Source organism: Pseudomonas sp. MF08831, assembly GCF_059862645.1.
In genome coordinates, this window is record NZ_JCBCUX010000003.1 from 26,478 (window position 1) to 47,787 (window position 21,310).

Annotated in this window: 23 protein-coding genes; 9 read left to right on the forward strand and 14 right to left on the reverse strand. The window is 62.7% G+C overall.

Annotated elements, in window-relative coordinates; genetic code table 11:
• Positions 1-80 precede the first annotated feature (80 nt).
• The 3 genes from metF to rhlE2 all read left to right on the forward strand — a co-directional run bounded on the left by metF (position 81) and on the right by rhlE2 (position 3,956).
• A complete protein-coding gene (gene metF, locus AC19YS_RS06300; RefSeq protein ID WP_200622168.1) occupies positions 81-926 on the forward strand; it encodes a methylenetetrahydrofolate reductase [NAD(P)H] in 846 nt (281 codons plus the stop codon).
• 130 nt (positions 927-1,056) lie between these two features.
• Positions 1,057-1,848 (forward strand): substrate-binding periplasmic protein, encoded by a 792-nt coding sequence (locus tag AC19YS_RS06305; protein ID WP_106575640.1) that lies wholly within the window; start codon positions 1,057-1,059, stop codon positions 1,846-1,848.
• Positions 1,849-2,069: 221 nt separating this feature from the next.
• Positions 2,070-3,956: an RNA helicase RhlE2 gene (gene rhlE2 / locus AC19YS_RS06310; RefSeq protein WP_106575641.1), complete on the forward strand. Its 1,887-nt coding sequence runs from the start codon at positions 2,070-2,072 to the stop codon at positions 3,954-3,956.
• 68 nt (positions 3,957-4,024) lie between these two features.
• Here rhlE2 and AC19YS_RS06315 read toward each other — a convergent pair whose 3' ends face one another.
• Positions 4,025-4,621, reverse strand: coding sequence for a YceI family protein (locus tag AC19YS_RS06315; protein ID WP_106575642.1), 597 nt, complete (start codon positions 4,619-4,621; stop codon positions 4,025-4,027).
• Between the two features lie 32 nt (positions 4,622-4,653).
• Positions 4,654-5,205 (reverse strand): cytochrome b, encoded by a 552-nt coding sequence (locus tag AC19YS_RS06320; RefSeq protein WP_106575643.1) that lies wholly within the window; start codon positions 5,203-5,205, stop codon positions 4,654-4,656.
• A 273-nt stretch (positions 5,206-5,478) separates the two neighbouring features.
• Between AC19YS_RS06320 and AC19YS_RS06325 the strand changes: the two genes are divergently transcribed.
• Both AC19YS_RS06325 and AC19YS_RS06330 read left to right on the forward strand, forming a co-directional pair.
• Positions 5,479-6,885 carry an adenosylmethionine--8-amino-7-oxononanoate transaminase gene (locus AC19YS_RS06325; protein WP_119737513.1) on the forward strand — a complete coding sequence of 469 codons (1,407 nt, stop codon included), beginning with the start codon at positions 5,479-5,481 and terminating at the stop codon, positions 6,883-6,885.
• A gap of 32 nt (positions 6,886-6,917) precedes the next feature.
• The gene (locus AC19YS_RS06330; protein WP_119737511.1) at positions 6,918-7,637 is read left to right on the forward strand and encodes a 16S rRNA (uracil(1498)-N(3))-methyltransferase; all 720 of its coding nucleotides are present in this window, start codon (positions 6,918-6,920) and stop codon (positions 7,635-7,637) included.
• Between the two features lie 130 nt (positions 7,638-7,767).
• Here the strand turns inward: AC19YS_RS06330 and AC19YS_RS06335 are convergent, their stop codons facing one another.
• Positions 7,768-8,670, reverse strand: coding sequence for a transporter substrate-binding domain-containing protein (locus tag AC19YS_RS06335; RefSeq protein ID WP_200622172.1), 903 nt, complete (start codon positions 8,668-8,670; stop codon positions 7,768-7,770).
• Positions 8,671-8,698: 28 nt separating this feature from the next.
• Positions 8,699-9,940: a D-amino acid dehydrogenase gene (locus tag AC19YS_RS06340; protein WP_200622174.1), complete on the reverse strand. Its 1,242-nt coding sequence runs from the start codon at positions 9,938-9,940 to the stop codon at positions 8,699-8,701.
• A 108-nt stretch (positions 9,941-10,048) separates the two neighbouring features.
• On the opposite strand from AC19YS_RS06340, the gene AC19YS_RS06345 reads away from it, so the two are divergent.
• Complete coding sequence (locus tag AC19YS_RS06345; protein ID WP_106575648.1) at positions 10,049-10,951, forward strand: LysR family transcriptional regulator; 903 nt, start codon at positions 10,049-10,051, stop codon at positions 10,949-10,951.
• A 143-nt stretch (positions 10,952-11,094) separates the two neighbouring features.
• Here the strand turns inward: AC19YS_RS06345 and trhA are convergent, their stop codons facing one another.
• Positions 11,095-11,712: a PAQR family membrane homeostasis protein TrhA gene (gene trhA, locus AC19YS_RS06350; protein ID WP_124418644.1), complete on the reverse strand. Its 618-nt coding sequence runs from the start codon at positions 11,710-11,712 to the stop codon at positions 11,095-11,097.
• Between the two features lie 237 nt (positions 11,713-11,949).
• On the opposite strand from trhA, the gene AC19YS_RS06355 reads away from it, so the two are divergent.
• Genes AC19YS_RS06355 through AC19YS_RS06365 form a run of 3 tightly spaced genes read left to right on the forward strand, consistent with a single transcriptional unit; the run spans position 11,950 to position 14,016 of the window.
• Positions 11,950-12,516 carry a chromate transporter gene (locus AC19YS_RS06355; protein ID WP_106575650.1) on the forward strand — a complete coding sequence of 189 codons (567 nt, stop codon included), beginning with the start codon at positions 11,950-11,952 and terminating at the stop codon, positions 12,514-12,516.
• Positions 12,516-13,058, forward strand: coding sequence for a chromate transporter (locus AC19YS_RS06360; protein WP_106575651.1), 543 nt, complete (start codon positions 12,516-12,518; stop codon positions 13,056-13,058). Before AC19YS_RS06355 ends, AC19YS_RS06360 begins: the two co-directional genes overlap by 1 nt.
• Positions 13,059-13,095: 37 nt before the next feature.
• Complete coding sequence (locus AC19YS_RS06365) at positions 13,096-14,016, forward strand: LysR family transcriptional regulator (RefSeq protein WP_119737498.1); 921 nt, start codon at positions 13,096-13,098, stop codon at positions 14,014-14,016.
• Positions 14,017-14,122: 106 nt separating this feature from the next.
• Here the strand turns inward: AC19YS_RS06365 and madM are convergent, their stop codons facing one another.
• The 9 genes from madM to mdcA all read right to left on the reverse strand — a co-directional run bounded on the left by madM (position 14,123) and on the right by mdcA (position 21,252).
• Entirely contained in the window at positions 14,123-14,887 is a 765-nt protein-coding gene (gene madM, locus AC19YS_RS06370; protein WP_119737496.1) for a malonate transporter subunit MadM, read from the reverse strand.
• 1 nt (position 14,888) lies between these two features.
• A complete protein-coding gene (madL, locus tag AC19YS_RS06375; protein WP_500601237.1) occupies positions 14,889-15,293 on the reverse strand; it encodes a malonate transporter subunit MadL in 405 nt (134 codons plus the stop codon).
• Between the two features lie 67 nt (positions 15,294-15,360).
• On the reverse strand, positions 15,361-16,260 hold the full coding sequence (mdcH, locus tag AC19YS_RS06380; RefSeq protein ID WP_500601239.1) for a malonate decarboxylase subunit epsilon: 900 nt from the start codon (positions 16,258-16,260) through the stop codon (positions 15,361-15,363).
• A complete protein-coding gene (locus AC19YS_RS06385; RefSeq protein ID WP_200622178.1) occupies positions 16,257-16,853 on the reverse strand; it encodes a malonate decarboxylase holo-ACP synthase in 597 nt (198 codons plus the stop codon). Before AC19YS_RS06385 ends, mdcH begins: the two co-directional genes overlap by 4 nt.
• Positions 16,847-17,617 carry a biotin-independent malonate decarboxylase subunit gamma gene (gene mdcE / locus AC19YS_RS06390; RefSeq protein ID WP_200622180.1) on the reverse strand — a complete coding sequence of 257 codons (771 nt, stop codon included), beginning with the start codon at positions 17,615-17,617 and terminating at the stop codon, positions 16,847-16,849. Before mdcE ends, AC19YS_RS06385 begins: the two co-directional genes overlap by 7 nt.
• Complete coding sequence (locus AC19YS_RS06395; protein WP_106575658.1) at positions 17,614-18,456, reverse strand: biotin-independent malonate decarboxylase subunit beta; 843 nt, start codon at positions 18,454-18,456, stop codon at positions 17,614-17,616. The genes mdcE and AC19YS_RS06395 overlap by 4 nt, the downstream gene beginning before the upstream one ends.
• On the reverse strand, positions 18,449-18,748 hold the full coding sequence (locus AC19YS_RS06400; RefSeq protein ID WP_056857713.1) for a malonate decarboxylase subunit delta: 300 nt from the start codon (positions 18,746-18,748) through the stop codon (positions 18,449-18,451). The genes AC19YS_RS06395 and AC19YS_RS06400 overlap by 8 nt, the downstream gene beginning before the upstream one ends.
• Positions 18,748-19,581, reverse strand: a complete 834-nt coding sequence (locus tag AC19YS_RS06405) for a triphosphoribosyl-dephospho-CoA synthase (RefSeq protein WP_200622182.1) — start codon at positions 19,579-19,581, stop codon at positions 18,748-18,750. The genes AC19YS_RS06400 and AC19YS_RS06405 overlap by 1 nt, the downstream gene beginning before the upstream one ends.
• Entirely contained in the window at positions 19,582-21,252 is a 1,671-nt protein-coding gene (gene mdcA, locus AC19YS_RS06410) for a malonate decarboxylase subunit alpha (RefSeq protein WP_200622184.1), read from the reverse strand.
• Between the last annotated feature and the right edge of the window lie 58 nt (positions 21,253-21,310).

Consider the following 21,310-nt stretch of genomic DNA (forward strand, 5'->3'; position numbering starts at 1 on the left):
CACCGCATTCGCGAGCAAGCCCGCTCCCACATTAAATCGGTGCATGACTTCCGGTATCTGAGTTTCATAGGGTTATTACCATGTCCCAAGACCGTCGCTACAGCTTCGAGTTCTTCCCGACCAAGACCGATGCTGGGCATGAAAAACTGATGGCGACCGCCAAGCAGTTGGCCAGTTACAACCCCGACTTCTTCTCCTGCACCTACGGCGCCGGCGGTTCGACCCGTGATCGCACGATCAACACCGTGTTGCAGCTGGAAAGCGAAGTCAAAGTTCCCGCCGCTCCGCACTTGTCGTGCGTGGGCGACAGCAAAGCCGACCTGCGCGGCCTGCTGACCCAGTACAAGCAAGCCGGCATCAAGCGCATCGTCGCCCTGCGTGGCGATTTGCCGTCCGGCATGGGCATGGCCAGCGGTGAGCTGCGCTACGCCAATGACCTGGTGAATTTCATCCGTGAAGAAAGCGGCGATCACTTCCATATCGAAGTGGCGGCGTACCCGGAGATGCATCCCCAGGCACGCAATTTCGAAGACGACCTGCAGAATTTCGTGCGCAAGGCCAACGCCGGCGCCGACAGTGCGATCACCCAGTACTTTTTCAACGCCGACAGCTATTTCTACTTCGTCGAGCGTGTACGGGCCATGGGCGTGAACATCCCGATCGTGCCGGGCATCATGCCGATCACCAACTACAGCAAGCTGGCGCGCTTCTCCGACGCTTGCGGCGCTGAAATCCCGCGCTGGGTGCGCAAGCAACTGGAAGCCTACGGCGACGACGTCAAGAGCATCCAGGCGTTTGGCGAGCAGGTCATCACCCAGATGTGCGAACAACTGCTGCAAGGCGGCGCGCCAGGGTTGCACTTCTACACCCTGAACCAGGCCGAACCGAGCCTGGCCATCTGGAACAACCTCAAGCTGCCACGCTGAGGCTTGCTCCGTGACTCAAAGGCCCTCGTCAATACGAGGGCCTTTTTGTTTTAAATGCGCCACATCAACGTGCCCGCGAATGCTTGCGCCAGAGCTTCTCTTTAGCGCAAGAGCGTCGTAACCTCAGGGCATGCCTGTCATTCTCAAGTTGTTGACTGCTGTGTTTTTTACTTGCCTGAGCCTCACCGCTTACGGTGAGAAACTGCGCATTGTCACCGAGCCCTGGGCCCCCTACGTCTACGACGACAAAGGCAGCATGCGCGGGCTGGATTACGAAACCACGGTGACCGTGTTCCAACGCCTGGGCGTGGACGTGCAATGGCAATTCCTGCCCTGGAAGCGCTGCCTGGCGATGCTCGACCAAGGCCACGCCGATGGCGCACTGGACATCTTTCACAGCCATGAGCGCGACGCCCTGCTGCTTTACCCCAGCGAGCCGCTGTCGGATGTCGAATTCGTGCTGTTCTACGCCAACGACCGCCCTCATCCGGCCGAAACCCTCGATGATCTGCGCGGGCTCACCGTCGGTACATCCCCTGGCTACCTCTATGGCGAAGATTTCAGCGAGTCGACCTTGTTCAACCGCGAGCCGGCGCCCAGCCATGAGGCCAACTTCGGCAAGCTGTCGCTGGGGCGCATCGATCTGGTCATTACGGACCGCCGAGTGGGCCAGCATGTAATCAAGGCCATGGGCCTGGAGGGCAAGGTCAGCCAGGCGCCCGTGGTGGTCAGCCGCCAGCCGCAGTTTCTTGCCGTGCGCCGTGGCGCCGGCATGGATTTGCTGGTGCAGCGCTTCGCCGCCGAGCTCAAGCGCTTCAAACAAGAGCCGGCCTACGCCGACTTAAGCGCAAAATACGGCGGAATCCAGGCCATTACGGCCTCTGAACACACCGTTGAGCAGCAGGAAAGCAGCGCGCCGTGATTGCTCTGTTATACTCCGGCCTTTCCGCCAGGCTCACGCCCGGCCGCTGAGGTCTTGAAAAAGGCACCTAACCCAGCTACTGCGCAGCTTTCAGCCCGCGCGAGCCGGTGGAGTGCCCGCCAGACGCAGCAGGACCGGACGGGGTTGCGCTCCCCTAAGCGCCATTCACGCCCGGCAAGATTATCCCTTTGGGCCAAGCCCTAACTAAAACAGGATTACTCATGTCCTTTGCTTCCCTCGGTCTCTCCGAGGCTTTAGTCCGCGCCATCGAGGCAGCGGGCTATACCGAGCCTACTCCGGTGCAACAGCGGGCCATTCCCGCCGTGTTGCAAGGTCGCGACCTGATGGTTGCGGCTCAGACAGGTACTGGTAAAACCGGTGGTTTCGCTCTCCCGATTCTGGAGCGCTTGTTCCCCAACGGTCACCCGGACAAATCCCAGCGTCACGGCCCGCGCCAACCGCGCGTACTGGTCCTGACCCCTACCCGCGAACTCGCCGCCCAAGTGCACGACAGCTTCAAGCTGTATGCCCGCGACTTGAAGTTCGTCAGCGCCTGCATCTTCGGCGGCGTCGGCATGAACCCACAGGTTCAGGCCATGTCCCGCGGTGTTGACGTGCTGGTCGCCTGCCCGGGTCGTTTGCTCGACCTGTGCGGCCAAGGCAGCGTTGACTTGTCCCACGTGGAAATCCTCGTGCTGGACGAAGCCGACCGCATGCTCGACATGGGCTTTGTCCATGACGTGAAAAAGGTCCTCGCACGCCTGCCGGCCAAACGTCAGAACCTGCTGTTCTCGGCAACGTTCTCCCAGGACATCACTGCCCTGGCCGGCAAGCTGCTGCACAACCCGGAACGCATCGAAGTCACGCCGCCGAACACCACGGTCGAGCGGATCGAGCAACGCGTATTCCGCCTGGCTGCCAGCCACAAGCGTGCGCTGCTGGCCCACCTGATCACCGCCGGCGCCTGGGAACAAGTGCTGGTGTTTACCCGCACCAAGCACGGCGCCAACCGCCTGGCCGAGTACCTGGACAAGCACGGCCTCACCGCCGTCGCCATCCACGGCAACAAGAGCCAGAACGCGCGCACCAAAGCCCTGGCCGATTTCAAGGCCGGTGAAGTGCGCATCCTGGTCGCCACCGACATCGCCGCGCGCGGCCTGGATATCGACCAACTGCCACACGTGGTCAATTTCGAGCTGCCAAACGTCGACGAAGACTATGTGCACCGTATCGGCCGTACTGGCCGTGCCGGGCGTTCGGGCGAGGCCATTTCGCTGGTCGCCCCGGACGAAGAAAAACTGCTGAAAAGCATTGAGCGCATGACCAAGCAGAAAATCGCCGACGGCGACCTGATGGGCTTCGATGCCAGCGCCGTAGAGGCTGAAAAGCCTGAAGTGCGCGAGCGTCCGGATGTGCGTAACCCACGCAACCCACGCGGTCCGAAGGGCGATGGCCCGAACGGTGGCGGTGGTGGCGGTGGCCGTCGCGACAAAGGCAAGGACAAAGGCGGCAAGGACAAAGCGCCCACCAACGGCCGTGGCGAACGCCCAGCCCGTGAGCAAAAGCCGCGCGAAGGCACCCCGGCCCGCGAACAGCGCCAGCCAAGCCAGCCGCCACGCGCCGCCGCCGACCGCGCCCCGGACGAGTTCCTCGACGACGACGTGGACAACTTCGGTAACCGCGTCGACTACGTGCCTCAGGCCAAACCGGCCCAGGGCCGTGGCCGTCGTCCAGGTGCACCGGCACAGGGTGCAGGCGCAGCCGCTCCACGTGGCGGCCAGCCGCAGGGCGGCCGTCAGAATGGTCCGCGCAACAGCAGCGGCGGCACCACCGGCACGCCACCTGCCAAACGCAGCGGCCCGCGCAATGGCGCACCGCGTGACGGTCAAGCCCGTCGCGAAGACTCGCGCAGCAACAACCGCCGCCCGGCCCGTGACGACCAGCCACGCTCGTCCGAACCTGCCGTGCAGAACCCGCGCGGTGGCCCGGCGCCGAAGATCATCCACAAGGAGTCGAAGGCTGACCGCTTCCCGACACCCGAGCAGTTGGATCAACTGCCAGGCCGTCCTCGTGGTGAAAAACCGGCGTTGCTGACCCGCAACCGCTGATTTTCAACGCGCCATAAAAAATGCCCCGCATCCAAAGATGCGGGGCATTTTTGTGTGCGAGGCGAAAATTACTTCGCTTTCACACCTTCAAACGTCACGTACAACTCAACCGAGTTGGACGCTGGACCCAGGTCCATCTGCTTGCCGAAGTCCTGGCGATTGATGGTGGTGGTGCCTTCGAAGCCGGCACGGTAGCCGCCCCATGGATCCTTGCCTTCACCCAGGAACGTGGCCTTGACCACAACTGGCTTGGTCACGCCCAGCAGGGTCAGGTCGCCTGCTACGTCAGCAGTGACTTTGCCATCAGCATTCTTGCCGGTTGGCGTGACCTTGGTGGACACGAACTTGGCGTCGGCAAACTTGGCAACGTCCAGGAAGTCTTTGCTGGCGATGTGCTTGTCACGTTCGGCGTGGTTGGTGAACACGCTGGCGGTGCGCACGTTCACTTCGATCTTGGCGTCTTCAGGCTTGGCAGCGTCGAAGCTGAACTTGCCGTCCAGGTCCTTGAAGGTACCGGTGATGTAGCTGTAGCCCAAGTGGCTGATCTTGAAGTCGACGAAGGCGTGCTGGCCTTCTTTGTCGATCACGTAGTCAGCGGCCATCGCTGAACCGGCGGACAGCAGAGCAGAACCGATTGCCAGAGCGGCGAGTGTCTTTTTCAACATGCTTTCTATTCCTTGTGAGTCGAGGTTGAACATCAGGCTTTGCGCCCCAGCATTCGCAGGAGGGTCGCATCACGATCGATAAAGTGGTGTTTCAATGCAGCCACGCCGTGCAAACCGGCAAAGACCACCAACACCCAGGCAAGGTACAAGTGCACCACACCGGCAGTGTCTGCCTGGTCCGGTAGCCCGGAAACCACGGCAGGAATCTCAAACAGGCCAAACACCGGGATACCGACACCGTCTGCGGTGGAAATCAGGTAACCGGCAATCATCACGGCAAACAGCCCGAGATACAGGAACGCATGGCCAAACGCAGCGCCCAAACGGGTCAAACGACTGTAGCTGGCCAGCGGCGGTGGTGGCGGGCTGACCAAACGCCAGACGATGCGCACGAGCATGATGGCGAACAGCGTGATGCCGATGCTCTTGTGCAGGTCGGGCGCGTCTTTGCGCCAGGCGCTGTAGTAGTCGAGACCGACCATCCACAGGCCCAGCGCGAACAAACCAAACACCACCAGGGCCACGCCCCAGTGCAAAACCATGCTGACCCAACCATAGCGAGCCGGTGAATTACGTAGCTGCATGTCCCAAATCCCGTAAGAACTGTGCCCAAGACTAGCGATTTACCTATCGAATTAAAGCGGAAAATTTCGCTTTGAAATATCGAGAAATACGATCAAGAGGTTATGCACAGTACGTTAACAATGAATTAAGGACTATTCCTGAGAAACGTGACAGACCGTCCCGCGTTTACTGCCAATTCATCCGTAATGGGTTGTGGCACCGCCTGGCATTGCATAGGCTTGCGCGATTGTTACGCCTGCGCCGGCCGCAGGACCGCTTCGAGGAGATAACCGATGGGCTTGAATAACCAGTGGATGCAACGCGACCTCGCGGTGCTGTGGCATCCCTGCACCCAAATGAAAGATCACCAGCAGCTGCCGCTGATCCCGATCAAGCGCGGTGAAGGCGTGTGGCTGGAAGACTTCGAAGGCAAGCGCTACCTCGATGCGGTCAGTTCCTGGTGGGTCAACGTATTCGGCCACGCCAACCCGCGCATCAACCAGCGCATCAAGGATCAGGTCGACCAACTGGAACACGTGATCCTCGCCGGTTTCAGCCACCAGCCGGTGATCGAGCTGTCCGAACGCCTGGTCAAAATGACGCCCGAAGGCCTGACCCGCTGCTTCTACGCCGATAACGGTTCGTCGTGCATCGAAGTCGCGCTGAAGATGAGCTTTCACTATTGGCTCAACCGCGGCCTGCCGAACAAAAAGCGCTTCGTGACCCTGACCAACAGCTACCACGGCGAAACCATCGCCGCGATGTCGGTAGGCGATGTGCCGCTGTTCACCGAAACCTACAAGGCCTTGCTGCTGGACACCATCAAGGTGCCGAGCCCGGACTGCTACCTGCGCCCCGACGGCATGAGCTGGGAAGAACATTCCCGGAACATGTTCCTGGCCATGGAACAGACCCTCGCCGAAAACCACGACACCGTCGCCGCCGTGATCGTCGAACCGCTGATCCAGGGCGCCGGCGGCATGCGCATGTACCATCCGGTGTACCTCAAGCTGCTGCGCGAGGCCTGCGACCGCTACGGCGTGCACCTGATCCACGACGAAATCGCTGTGGGCTTCGGCCGTACCGGCACGATGTTCGCCTGTGAACAGGCCGGCATCCGTCCGGACTTCCTGTGCCTGTCCAAGGCCCTCACCGGTGGCTACCTGCCGTTGGCCGCCGTGGTCACCACCGACGATGTCTACGACGCCTTCTACGACGACTACCCGACCCTGCGCGCCTTCCTGCACTCCCACAGCTACACCGGCAACCCGCTGGCGTGCGCGGCGGCCCTGGCAACCCTGGATATTTTCGAAGAAGACAACGTCATCGAAAACAACAAGGCGCTGGCCCAGCGCATGGCCACCGCCACCGCGCACCTGGCGGACCACCCGCACGTCTCGGAAGTGCGCCAGACCGGCATGGTGCTGGCCATCGAGATGGTCCAGGACAAAGCCACCAAGACCGCCTACCCGTGGCAGGAACGCCGTGGCCTGAAGGTCTTCGAACATGCCCTGGAGCGCGGCGCGCTGTTGCGGCCGTTGGGCAGCGTGGTGTATTTCCTGCCGCCGTATGTGATCACACCGGAGCAGATCGACTTTTTGGCTGAAGTGGCCAGTGAAGGCATCGATATCGCCACCAACGATAAAGTCAGCGTTGCGGTGCCGAAAGACTTCCACCCAGGCTTCCGTGATCCGGGCTGATAGCACCTACTTAAATTTTCCAGAGAACAGAAATGAGACTGTCCCGCTTTTTCACCGACACCCCGCTGAGCCTTGGCGAGCACGAACTGCCCGAAGCCCAGGCCCACTACATCAGCCGTGTATTGCGCATGGGCGAAGGCGATGCCGTGCAACTGTTCGACGGCTCCGGCCAGGAGTTTTTGGGCACGTTGCTAGAGGTCGGTAAAAAACGCGTCAGCGTGCAGCTCACGCAAAGTTTCGCAGGCCAGAGCGAATCGCCGCTGCACATCCACCTCGGCCAGGGCCTGTCCCGGGGCGAGCGTATGGACTGGGCGATTCAGAAAGCCACCGAGCTGGGCGTGAATGAAATCACGCCGATCTTCAGCGACCGCTGCGAAGTGCGCCTCAAGGACGAGCGCGCCGACAAGCGCCTGCTGCACTGGCGCCAGGTGGCGATCAGCGCGTGCGAGCAATGCGGGCGTTCGACGGTGCCGGTGATTCATCCGCCGCTGCTGCTCGCAGACTGGTTGAAGCAGGCCGAGGCGCAGTTGAAGCTGGTGCTGCACCCGGTGGCCGCGCCGATGATCAGCCATGCCAAGCCTGCCAGCCTGGCGTTTTTGATCGGGCCTGAAGGTGGCTTGACCGATAACGAAGTCGACACCGCCCAAAGCGCCGGCTTCCACGCCGCCCGCCTCGGCCCGCGCGTGCTGCGCACTGAGACGGCGCCAGTGGTGGCGCTGGCCGTCGCCCAGCAACTGTGGGGCGACTTCTAACCCCGCTGTGCAAACCCTAACCCAATGTGGGAGCGCGCTTGCTCGCCAATGCGGTGGATCAGTCAGCCTGTTTATCAACTGACACACTGCCTTCGCGAGCAAACCCGCTGCCACATTTTGGATTGGGTTGTCAGTCCACCGGGTCACTGACCGGCTTGGCGATAATCGCCTTCAACTCAGCCGTCATCGGGAATTCCAGGTTCAAGCCCTTGGGCGGGATCGGCTGTTCAAACCAGCGCTGGTAAATCCCGTTGATTTCCCCGGAGCGGTAAAGGTCAGCCAGCGTTTCGTTGACCACCGCCAGAAGCTGCGGGTCGTCCTTGCGCACCATGCAGCTGTAGATCTCCCGCGACTGCTCCTTGCCCACCACCACCCAGCGGTGCGGGTCGCGGGCCTTGGCGCGCTCGCCGTAGAGCAGCGCATCGTCCATGTAAAACGCCGCCGCGCGGCCGGTCTCGAGCATCTTGAAGGCTTCGCCGTGGTCCTTGGCACTGATCACCGACATGTTGCTGTTGTGTTCGGCGTTGTAGCGCTTGAGGTACCGCTCATTGGTGGTGCCGGCGGTGGTCACCACGTTCTTGCCCTTGAGGTCGTCAAACCCGTTGATGCCGCTGTCCCTGGCGCTCAGCAACTGGCCCTTCACGTAGATAAACCCGTACGAAAACGCCACCTGTTTCTGGCGCTCGGCGGTCACCCCGGTGGAGCCGCATTCCAGGTCCACAGTGCCGTTCTGCACCAGCGGGATGCGGGTCTGGGACGTCACCAGGGTGTACTTCACGCCAAGGTTAGCCACGCCGATTTTCTGCTGGATGCGCTCGACGATCTTGCTCGCCAACTCTACTGAATAGCCCATGGGTTGGCCGCTGTTGTCACCTACGTAGGAAAACGGCACAGACGCATCGCGATAACCCAGCGTGATGGACTTGGCGCTGGCGATCTTGCCCAACGTGCCGTCCAGAGGTGCTTCAGTCGCCTGAGCCTGAGCGCCCAACAAAAGCCCCAGGGTGCAGCCGGTCAACAGGATTTTTTTCATTGTTATTCTCCGTTGGTGGTGTGACGAATCAAGCCGCGCGGGGCGCCAGGCCCTGCATATCAATGGAAGGCGCCTGCTGGCCGATCAGCTCGGCCAGCAGTTGCCCGCTGCCACAGGCCAAGGTGAAGCCGAGCGCACCGTGGCCCAGGTTCAGCCACAGATTGCGATAAGCACTCGCGCCAATCAGCGGCACACCGGTCGGCGTGGCCGGGCGCATGCCGGCCCATTCGACCGCCTGGGCGTAATCGCCGCCATGGGGAAAGGTCTCCAGCGCCTGGCGTTTGATCAGCGCCAGGCGCTTGGGCTCAAGGCGGGCGTCGAAACCGACAATATCCACCATCGCGGCGACTCGCAGCTGCTCACCGATCCGCGCGTAGACGATCTTGCGGTCGTAATCGGTGATGCTCACATTCGGCGCCTGGTGCTGCGCGTCAATCGGCACGCTCAGGCTGTAGCCTTTGAGCGGATACAGCGCAAGGGCCACGCCAGGCAACGCTAACTCGGCGCTGCGATGCCCGGCGGCGATTACAAGCTGGTCCACCGGCATCATTTCATCGCCTAGATCGATGGCCTGCACCGCACCGTCGCCGTGACGTAGTCCCGTGACCTTGCGGCCAAGCAAAAACGAGCAGCGCCCGGAAGCCTCAAGCCGCGCGGCCAGTCGTTGGCAGAAGGCATGACAATCTGCGACCTCTTCATTTGGCGTGTAAATACCGCCGACAAAACCATCCCCCACCAGCGCCGGCTCCAGGCACGCGCACTCGGCGGCCGACAGCACCTGCTGTTGCAGAAAATCGGTGACCTTGCTGCGCGCAAGCTCAAAGGTGCCGGCACTGCGAAAGGTCACCAGCTTGCCGTTGCGCCGCCAGTCGAAGCCGTCCAGGCGATCATCCTCGCGCCATTGCTGCAAGGTGGCCTGGCTCAAAGACGCCAGGCGCAGCAGGTGAGCGGCATTACGCTTGTTCACCGAACCCCGGCAGGCGCCCAGGAAGGACGCCATCCAGCGCCATTGCCGGGGATCGAGACGCGGACGCAGGGTCAACGGCGAGTCCCCACGCAGCAGCCAGCCCAGCGCTTGCAGGGGCACGCCGGCGTCGGCCAGCGGCGCGACATAGCGGTAAGACAGTTGCCCGCCGTTGGCAAAACTGGTTTCGCTGCCCAGGCTGTCGCGCGCGTCGATCACCGTGACCTCATGGCCTGCGCGCACCAGGGCGTATGCACTCGCCAGACCGATGACACCGCCGCCGATGATGCAAACCCGCTTGGCCATTCCCCTCACCCGCAATTGAATTGACAGGCCTCAAGCCTAGGGGCAGGTGACAGGCCACCGACAATGAATAAAGATGGCTCACCTATAAACAAAGGTTATGGACGTGCCATGCGCTTGCGTCATATCGAAATCTTCCAGGCCATCCGCCAGACCGGCTCCGTCAGCGCCGCCGCGCAGTTGCTGCACGTCTCGCAACCGGCGGTGACCAAGGTGTTGCAGCACGCCGAGCTGCAACTGGGCTTTCCGCTGTTTCTGCGCGTGCGCGGCAAACTGCAGCCCACCCCGGAAGCCCTGGCGCTGGAACGCGAAGTCGAGAAAGTCACCGAGAGCCTGCAAGGTGTGCGGCGGCTGGCCAAGAGCTTGCGCCGCGAACCTGGGCAAAGTGTGAGGATAGGCGCCATCCCTGCCCTGGCATTGTCACTGCTGCCGCCTTCGATTCTGGAGTGGAAGCGCGCCTACCCGGACATCGCCTGCGAGCTGTCCAGCGACCACAGCCGTGAGCTGGTGCAGAAGCTGTTGATGCGTGAGATCGACCTGGCGCTGACGCTCAACTTCTCCGGCCATCCGGGTTTAACCACGCAAGTGTTGGCCAATGGGGTGCTGGTGGCGTTGGCTTCCAAGGGTTACTGGCCTGAGGCCGAGATGAGCAAACCGTTGCCACTGGCTGACCTGGCGGGGGCGCCGTTGATTGGCCTGTCCAGTGCCGACCCCTTGGCGGCAAAGCTCGACAGCTACCTGGAAAACGTCGACCCGCCGCCACGAGTGACCATTTCTGTCCAGACTTATTCCCTGGCCCGGGCCATGGTGGAGTCCGGCGCCGGCCTGACCGTGATCGATCCCTTCACCGCCCTCGGCGCATCGACGGCCACCACCTGCATCCGCACGCTCACCCCGCCGCTGCCGATCACCCTGTACGCGCTGACCCGCGCCGATGAGCCGCCGCCGCATATGCTGGCCAGCCTGCTGCAGATTTTCGGCAAGCGCGCCCGTGAACGGCTAGAACGCTTGTGATAACACCACCCAACCAGTGTGGGAGCGGGCTTGCTCGCGAAAGCGGTGTGTCATTCAACGCATCCAGCGACTGATACACCGCATTCGCGAGCAAGCCCGCTCCCACACAAGCCCGCTCCCACAGTTTTTGCCCGCGCCGCCTGTTAGAGCACGTAATGCATGATCGCCACAAAATGCAGCAGGCTGCCGCCGATCACGAATAAATGCCAGATGCCATGGGAGTGGCGCAGGCGATCTTCCAGGGCAAAAAAGATAATCCCGACGGTGTACAACACCCCGCCCGAGGCCAGCCATACAAACCCCGCCGTGCCCAACGCGGCAATCAGCGGTTTGACCGCCACCAGCACGATCCAGCCCATCACCGCGTAAATCACAATCGACAGGATGCGCGCCTCGGAGCGCGGCTTGATCTCCTGCAGGATGCCGATCACCGCCAGCCCCCACACGATTCCGAACAGTGTCCAGCCCCACGGCCCGCGCAGCGTCACCAGGCAAAACGGCGTGTAGCTGCCCGCGATCAACAGGTAGATCGAAAAGTGGTCGACCTTCTGCATGATCTCTTTTCGTCGCCCGCGCACGCTGTGGTACACGGTGGACGCGCTGTACAGCACCAGCAGCGTAAAACCATAAATCGCCACGCTGACAATCTTCCAGGGGCTGCCATCCAGGCTTGCCACCACCAACATCCACACTGCGCCAACAAAAGCTGCAACCGCCCCGACCAAATGGCTCCAGGCGTTAAATCGTTCCCCGTGATACATGTGTCACTCACCTCGCATAACGGTTACCACCTTGAGCATTCTGACGCCACCCTACCCATATCAGGTAACACCCTTTCTTCATTTGCCCAAATACCCACGTCCATAGATGATTCGCTTCATCCTGTGGGCGCTGGCTTGCCTGCGATAAGGGCCTAACATTCAACCTCTCTTTCGACTGTTACGCCGCAATCGCAGGCAAGCCAGCGCCCACGTAAAAGCGTCCTATCGGTAATTGCCATGCCCGAGCTAGAACCCGCCCCGCCTCATCCCAGCCTATGGCAGCTGTTTTACAACTTTGCCATGGTCGGCCTGTTCGGCTTTGGCGGCGTGATGCCCTGGGCGCGGCAGATGATGGTCGACCGGCGCCGCTGGGTCAGCGAGCAAAGCTTCAATGAACTGCTGACCACCGGCCAGTTCTTCCCCGGCCCGAATATCGCCAACGTCGGCATCATCTACGGGCGGCGCCTGCATGGCTTGCCCGGTGCGGTTGTGACCGTCTGTGGGCTGTACCTGTTCCCCTCGTTGATCACCGTGCTCGCCGGATTTGCCTATGCCAAGTGGTGGAGTCACGACGTGGTACAGCAGATCTTCGGCGCGGTGATGCCGATTGCCACGGGTTTGATGCTCGGCACCACGCTGCGCCTGCTCAAGGCCATGCCGCGCACGCTCGCCAACTACAGCGCCTTCGTGTTGACCTTCGTATTGATGGCCGTCTTTGTGTTGCCGCTGTGGATGGTCTTGCTGATCTGCATTCCCAGCTCCCTGGCCTTGAGCTTTATCGGTTCGAACAAGGTGGCCGGCTGATGCAGACCGTCCTGCTGCACCTGATGATCCAATGCGCGCTGTGGTCGTTGATGGCGATTGGCGGCAACACGGTGGCCATCGGCGATATCCATCGCTACACCGTGGTCGACATGCACTGGATCACCGACGCGCAATTTGTCGCCTTCTTCGCCTTGTCCCAGGCGTTGCCAGGGCCCAATGGCATGTTCCTGGTGTTTATCGGCCAACAGGCGGCGGGCTTGCCTGGCGCGCTGGTGGCGTTATTGGCCAAGCTGGTGCCCTGTTCGGTGCTGGCTTACCTGGGCGCCGGCTGGCTGGAACGGCACACCCGAACGCCGTGGGTGCAACGGGTTAAACGCAGCCTGCTGCCGATCTCCATCGGCCTGATCCTCGCCTCGACCTACATCCTGATGAACAGCCTGGAAAACAACGCGACCAGCCTGGTGCTGACCCTGGCCAGCGCCGCCGTGGTGTATTACACGCGGCTCAACGCGATCTGGCTGATCATCTGCGGCGTGCTGTTGGGCCTGGGCAGTGCATGGCTGGGAGTGAACTGGTTTTAGGGGCACAATCGAGGGCATTCGACTAAGAGCCACGGCCATGCTGATCGACGAAGAATTCACCCTCAAGAAGCTCGAGATCTTCCTGGCGTTCATGCGCACCGGCAACCTGGCCCGCGCCGCCGCCGAGCTGCAAACCAGCAACGTCAGCGTGCACCGCGCCATCCACTCGCTGGAAAACGCGCTGCGCTGCCCGCTGTTCAAACACGAAGGGCGCAACCTCACCCCGCTGGAAAGCGCCTACGTGCTGGAAGAGCGCGCGCAAAAGCTGGTAGCCGACGTGGTCGACAGCGTGCGCCTGACCCGCGAAGCCGCGGGGTTCTCGGCTGAGCGCTTCAAGCTCGGCTCGCTGTATTCGCTGACGGTCAAAACCGTACCGCAGCTGATCATGGGCCTGAAAATCAGGCGCAGCGAACTCAATATCGACCTGATCCTGGGCTCCAACTTTGACCTGCTCTACAAGCTCAAGAACATGGAAGTCGATGCGATCCTGATCTCCCTCGACGAACGCGCCAACGACCCCGATTGCGAACAGATCGCGCTGTTCACCGACGACATCTTCCTCGCCACCCCGGCCGACTCACCCTTCGATCGCGAGCAGGAAATCGACCTGGCCGATGTGCGCGACGCGACCTTCATCACCCTCACCCAAGGCTTCGCCACGCACCAGGATGGCAACCGGGTGTTCAACCAGGCGGGGTTTGAGCCGAAGGTGGCGATGCAGGTCAATGACATCTTCACCTTGCTGAGCATGGTCAGTTCGGGCGTGGGTTATGCACTGCTGCCGGGGCGGATTGCGGCGGTGTATGAGAACCGTGTGAAGCTGATACCGCTGCAGCCCAGGTACCGGCTGCAGCAGCACATTGGCGTGGTGTTTTTGAAGGCCAAGGAGCGTGATCCGAATTTGCTGGCGTTGTTGGCAGAGTGCCGGATGTATGCCAACCGCCAGGTGCCAACCTGACAAACCGCTTTCGCGAGCAAGCCCGCTCCCACATTTGAAATGCATTCCAAATGTGGGAGCGGGCTTGCTCGCGAAGAGGCCAGACCCATCAACTTGAATTACGGGGTTAGCCAACGATCCCGCGCACGATGAAGTACAACAACGAAGGCCCAAGCAAACACCCCAGCCCGGTATGGAAAGTAGCCGTCAACGCCCCGTACGGTACCAACCGCCGATCCGTCGCCGCCAACCCCGCCGTGACCCCACTCACCGTGCCGGCCAGCCCACCAAACACCATCGCCGAGCGCGGGTTATCCAGGCCCATCCAGCGCGCCGCCACGGGCGTGCCGACCATCACCAGAATCGCCTTGATCAGCCCCGTGGCAATCGACAGCGCCATCACATCCGAGGTCGCGCCAATCGCCGCACCGGTCACAGGGCCAACGATGTAGGTCACGGCGCCCGCGCCGATGGTGGTCATGCTGATCGCATCGCGATAGCCAAACGCCCAGGCCATGCTCGCGCCGACAATAAACGGCAGGATCGTGCCGAGCAGCAACGCAATCACACCGATCAGCCCGGCTTTGCGCGCTTCGGTGGCCTGCACTTCAAACGCGGTGGCAACAATGGCGAAATCGCGCAGCATCGCGCCGCCCATCAAGCCGATGCCGGAGAACAGCGCCATGTCCGCCAGGCCTTTTTGCCCGCCGGTGAGCGTGCCGCCGACCCAGGCCAACACCAGCCCGATCACGATGGCAATCGCCGAGCCATGAATGCGCCCGAACGTCAGGCGCTTGGACAGCACCACGGAAACCCACATCACCACCCCGACAAAGGCAAACGCGGTGACCAGGCTGTTATTTTCCAAACCTTTTTCGATCAGAGGCCACATATCAGCGACCTCCCGCAGCAGCGATCAGCGGCTCGTCGGCGGGCAAGGGTTCGCCCTTGTGCGTGCGGCTGATCAGGGCAATGGTGCAGCCGCAGACCACCACCGAACCGATGGCCGCCAGCACCGCGACCGGGCCGCCGTGCAGCGCGGTCACGACGTTTTGTTGCGCGGCCATCGCCACCACCACCGGGATATACATGGCGCCCCAAAAGCCCACGCCCATTTCGCAGTCTTTGGTCATGCCACCGTGTTTTTGCATCCACAAGCGCGCGCAGATCAGCAGGATCATGGCGATCCCGACGCCGCCCACATTGGATTTTACGCCCAGCAACACGCCGAGCATGTCGCCGAGGATCACACCCGCCAACATGCAGATCGCCAACAAGGCCACACCATAAATAATCATCGTTGTTGTCCTCAAAGTGCTTCATCGAAATTGTTGTTTTTGTGCTTCGAAAGCCTTGGGTGGTGCTTTATCGGTGGCGGCGTTCCTCCTCTTGCAGCAGGGCCTGCAAGGTGTCCAGGCGCGCGCCTTCGCAGGCGATCACCGTGCCCTGCTCGAACACGCGGCGTGACAGGCCGGTGAGCACCGCGCCCGGCGGCAGCTCGATTTGCAGGCGCACGCCACGCTCGTAGGCGCTTTGCACGGTGCCGCGCCAATCGACGATGCGGCACATGTTGAAGGCCAGGTCGTCGCGCAGCTGCTCGGGGTTGTGGATCGGCCGCGCGCGGGTGCTGCTCAGGTAAGTAATGCGCGGCGCCTTGAGCGCAACGAATGCTTGCGCCAGCGCCTGGGCAGGCGCCTCCAGCAGCGCGCAATGGGACGGCACGCTGACGGCCAGGCGCTTGGCGACGCCGTTGCCCTTGATGCGCGCCGCGACGCGCTTCATCGCTTCATCGCTGCCAGCAATGACGGTTTGGTTGTCGGCGTTGATGTTGGCCAAATACACCGGCGTTTGCGGGCTGTGGATTTCGCTCAGTATTTTTTCGACTGTGGATAACTCAGGGCCGATGATTGCGGTCATCCCGTAGCCTTGTGGATAAGCGTGTTGCATCAGCTCGCCGCGCAGGCTGACCAGTTTTACCGCGTCGGCAAACCCCAGGGCGCCCGCGATAACGGCCGCCGGGTAGGCGCCGATGGACAGGCCCGCCACGTAATCCGGCGTGTGTTGCAGCTGACGGGCATGGGCCACGCCGACAATCAGCAGGCACAGTTGAACAGCGCGCGTACTCGCCAAGGCTTGCGCCGAATCGAGCAGGCGAACGTCTTCACCCAAGGCATCACTGGCTTCATCCAGAACGTCGGCCGCCAGCGCGCGGAGCATGCCCGTACGCTGGGCGCCCTGCCCCGGAAACACCAGAAGGCTGCTCATGCCACCGCCTGCCACGGGTCAACCACCAAGTGCGCGCCGCCGACGGTTTTCAGCAGTATTCGGCGCGAGCCACCCGCCCATTCGCGTAAGGCGACGGCGCCAAACGGGGTTTGCAGTTGCAGGTCCACGGCACACGGCGCCGTGTGCAATATCGCGAGCAGGTCCTCGGCATCACCGCGCTCCAGCCGCTGGGGCGTGCGCAGGATCAAATCCAGGTCGCTCTGCGCATGCAGCGCTGCAATTCCGCTGGCCAACTCGAAACCGGCGCTGCCGGTGACGCCCCACGCCTCCTGCGCTAACACGGGTCGTAGTAGATCGAGCGCGCGCAACGCCGGTAAATCCCGTGATGAGGTCACACCGCACAGTGCCTCGGGCACTACTCGCCGCTGCACCGCCGCGATGGGCATCACCGCCGCAAACCGCTGCTCACGCAAACGCCCGCGCACGCCGACGGCCACCTGGCCCGGCTCGGCGATGGCGCGACGCACCACCACCGGATGGCCGGCGTTGATCGCCTCCACCACCCAAGCCGGCGCGTCGGCGGGCAGATGCGCCGGGGTCATGCCCCAGAGCAAATCGTGGGCGTTCACCATTGCTCCCGCAGCAGTTGGCGCACGTGGCTGGAGGCGGCGCGGTGGGTGGCGCCCAGGCGCCCTTTTAAATCGGGGCCCGCGACATCGTTGATGGCGTGCAGCAGGCAATCACTGACGCGCACCACGTCGTCCGCCGTAGGGTGTTCAATCTGGCTGACCGACAGCGTCTCCCAGAGCAAACCAAGGCTGGCATAACTGTCGATGTCATAGGCCATCGGCGGCACGCTGGCGGCCAGGGCTTCCAGCTCTTCGACACTGCGCAGGGTCACCCGCGCCGCCGAGGCCTTGCCCATCGCATGCACCATCACGCCGGGGTCGCGCAGAGCAATCAGGCGGTTGGCCTGGTAGCCGTGGGCGAGGAACGCGCCGGACATGGCCTTGCCCACTAGCAGCGCAATCACCGGGTGGCCGGCCAACCGCGCGCGGGCGTAGCTGTCGGCAGCGGCGGCCAGGGCCTGATGAATGCCGAGGGCTTCTTCGCGACGGCCATAGGCTTGGCTGGGCACATCGACGATGGCGATGATCGGGCGCTTGTCACCGCGCGCGATGGCATCGTCCACCGCCTTGGCCAGGCCCCAGCCTTCCAGCAGGCCGACTTCACCATTGCGCGCACGCGCGAAGCGGTTGTGCGCGTCGGTGACCACGGCGATGAAGCGCACGGCTTGCTCACCCAATACGCCGTCGGCGACTTTCAGCGAGGCCGGCAAACCATCCACAGGTGTGGCGCCGGCACTCAATGCGTTGAACCACTGCAGGCCTCTCATGAGCGATCTCCTTGGTACAGGTCGCGCACCGTCGCCGCGTCGATCTGCGGCGTGGCGTCCAGCTCGGCCAGACGCGCCAGGTAAAAATCGACCTGACGGCTGCGTTGTTGTGTGGGCAAGCCTTGTTGCAGCAACTCGGTAACGGTCTGCTGAATCTGCGCCACATCGTCCGCCACGTAGCGGTCGGCCAAGCCGCTGTTGAAGCGTTGTTCGCCGCCCGTGAGGCTCCAGATAAACGGGCGGTCGCGGGAGTCGTATTCGTCCAGCCCGGCTTCCTGCTCGATCACTTGCGGACCATTCAGGCCCAGGCGCGCTTCGCGGGTCACCACCAGATAGCTGCACAGCCCAGCGGCGATGGACATGCCGCCAAAGCAGCCAACACTGCCGGCCACTACGCCGATCACCGGCTGGTACTGGCGCAGGTCGACAATCGCCGCGTGGATATCGGCAATCGCCGCGAGGCCAAGGTTGGCTTCCTGCAGGCGCACGCCGCCGGTTTCCAGCAACAGCACCGCGCCGGTCGGGATGCCCTTGCGGTTGTCTTCGGCCGCCAATTCCAGCGCACCGGCCATTTTTGCACCGCCGACTTCACCGAGGCTGCCGCCCTGGAAGTTACCTTCGATAGCGGCCACCACCACCGGCCTTCCGGCGATGCTGCCTTTGGCGATCACCACGCCGTCATCGGCCTGGGGCACCACGCCCTGGCGGCTGAGCCACGGCGACATCACGCGCTGGAAGGGGTCGATCAGTTCGCGATACGTGCCGGCGTCCAGCAAGGCCTTGGCCCGCTGCCGGGCCCCCAACTCAACGAAGCTGTGTTTGCTGAGCAAGTCAGTCATGGCCGATCTCCTCGAAGCCTTGCTCCAGACGCAAACGCACCACGCCGGGCGTGGCGCCGAAGTCGTGGATATCAATCTTCAAAGCGGGTGGCGTGTGCTCCTGGAAGATCCGCTCGAACAGATGCTGCCAGCGTTGTTCGGCGCCATTCACCGAGGTCTGCACCTGGATGGTCAGCGTGCCGGGCGTGCCCGGCTCCAGCAGCACTTCCAGGTCGCCGGAGCCGACGCAACCCACCAGCGCACGGCCTTTGGGCGGCTGCCCGGCGGGGAATTCAAAGGATAAGGTTTCCATCAAAACGCTCCGTCGAGGCGGTCGATAAACAGGCAGGCGGCCAACAGGTCGGCGGCGCCGCCGGGGGAGGCATTCAGGGCCAGCAATTGTTGGTCGAGTTCGTGCAGTTGGCGCCGGCCCGCGAGGGTCGCGCTGCCGCCTGCATCCAGTACGGCTTGAGCGCCGCGTTGCATGGCGTGCAAGCCTTCGGTGCCTGCGCGGTAGAGCACGCAGGTGTCGGCGAGGTCGGTCATGATGGCGAGCAAGGCGTCCAGGCGGGCGTTCTGTTCGCCAGCGTTTTGCCGGCGGCTTTTGTGCAGTTGCGGCAGGCCGCGCTGCATCACGGACGGGAAGCCCAGTTGTGCTTCTTCACGGGCACCGCGTGCGCCGTAGCGTTGCGCAACCTGGGCGCCGTGGCTCATCGGCTGTGGGGCGTAGCGGTCGTTGAGCAGGGCCAGCTTGGCCGCCGTCAGCGTGACGCTGCGTGGTTCCAGCGCCGCCGCAGCAGTGAGCAAACCGAGCGCCCAGATCGCGCCGCGATGAGTGTTCACGCCATTGGTGGTGGTGAGCATCGCCTGCTCGCCTTCACGGCCAATGCGCCCGAGTGCTTCGCGCAAGGGCAAACCGACTTCACCGAACTCAAGCGCGGCTTCCGCCATCTCCTTGAACATCGGCCACAGCGACAGCGCCGAAGCGTGCATCAGGCCCAGGTGCAAATCGCTGTGGGCGCCATTGCCGCGGCGGTCCACCAAGGCCGGTTTTGGCGACAAGTCCGCCTCATCTATCAATGCGTCGACCGCCATGTCTGCCAAGCGATCAGCCAGGCTGAGTTCATGCAATTTGAGGGCGCGCATTTACCAGCTCCTGAATTTGGCGGGCGGGTTGTACAGGCCACCGGACCACTCCACCAAGTCGGCCACGCTCTTGGCGGCCAACAGCTCGCGGGTGGCGTCGGTACGGCGGATGCCGAGGTCTTCGGGCAACGCGATCAAGCCTTCGCGGCGCATGCGCGCGGTGTCCTTGGGGTTGTGGCGCAGGCCGATGGCGGTGACGCCAGCGACGGCGGCGATCATCGCCTGGCGCTCTTCCAGCGAACGCGCCTTGTACAGGTAGGCGATGCCTTCTTCGGTGAGCAAGTGGGTGACGTCGTCGCCGTAGATCATGATCGGCGCCAGCGGCATGCCGCTTTTGCGCGCCACTTCCACCGCGTCGAGGGTCTCGACAAAGGTCGGTTTGCCGCCTTCCTGGAAGGTTTCGACCATCTGCACCACGAGTTTTTTGCCGCGTTCGAGCAGGGCTTCCGGCGCGTCGTCGTGGCGCATATCCAGCCAGGCCGGAGTGCCATGCCGACGACCGTGTGGGTCGTGGCCCATGTTCGGCGCACCACCAAACCCGGCGAGACGACCACGGGTCACTGTGGAAGAATGCCCGTCGCCATCCACTTGCAGGGTGGCGCCGATAAACAGGTCCACGGCGTATTGGCCGGCGAGCTGGCAGAACATGCGGTTGGAGCGCATCGAGCCGTCGCGGCCGGTGAAGAACACATCAGGCCGTGCGGCGATGTAGTTTTCCATGCCCAATTCGGTACCGAAGCAATGCACGCTTTCGACCCAGCCGCTTTCGATGGCAGGGATCAAGGTTGGGTGCGGGTTGAGGGTCCAGTTGCGGCAGATTTTGCCTTTGAGGCCGAGGGATTCGCCGTAGGTCGGCAGGATCAATTCGATGGCGGCCGTATTGAAACCGATACCGTGGTTGAGCGACTGCACATTGTGTTTTTCGTAAATGCCACGGATCGCCATCATCGCCATCAGCACATGCACCGGCTTGATATGGCGCGGGTCGCGGGTGAACAGCGGCTCGATGTAGAACGGCTTGTCGGCCACCACCACAAAATCCACCCAGCTTGCGGGGATGTCGACGCGGGGCAAATCGGTGACGTCATCCACCAACTGGTTGACCTGCACGATGACGATGCCATCGCTGAATGCTGCCGGCTCGATCAACGCCGGGGTGTCTTCGGTGCTGGCACCGGTGTAAATGTTACCGGCGCGGTCGGCCATGAAACCGGCCGAGAGCACGACGTTGGGGATCAGGTCCACCACCAGCCGCGCATAGAGTTCGATGTAGGTGTGGATCGCGCCAATTTCCAGCAGGCCGTCTTCCAGCAACTGGCTGATGCGCAGGGATTGGGTGCCGGCAAAGGAGAAATCCAGCTTGCGCGCGATGCCCTTTTCAAACAGGTCCAGATGCTCGGAACGCCCGACGCTGGGCATGATCATGTGCAAATCGTGGAGCTTGGCCGGGTCGGCCTTGGCCAGGGAGCGCGAGAGGAAGTCGGCCTGCTTCTGGTTATTGCCCTCCAGCACCACGCGGTCGCCGGGGAGGATCAGCGCTTCCAGCGCCTCGACGATTCTGTCACTGGGCAACACCGCCCCGTCTGCGTATTTTTTGACCAGCCCGAGGCGCCGCTGCTTCTCGTCGCGCCGCCGCGTCCAGCGCGAGTCGGGGGTGATGGTTGTTGTCATGGTCGCTCCACGGGGTTTGCTGTCGTGGGCTGTACCTTAGGAGTGAACGTGGGGGGTA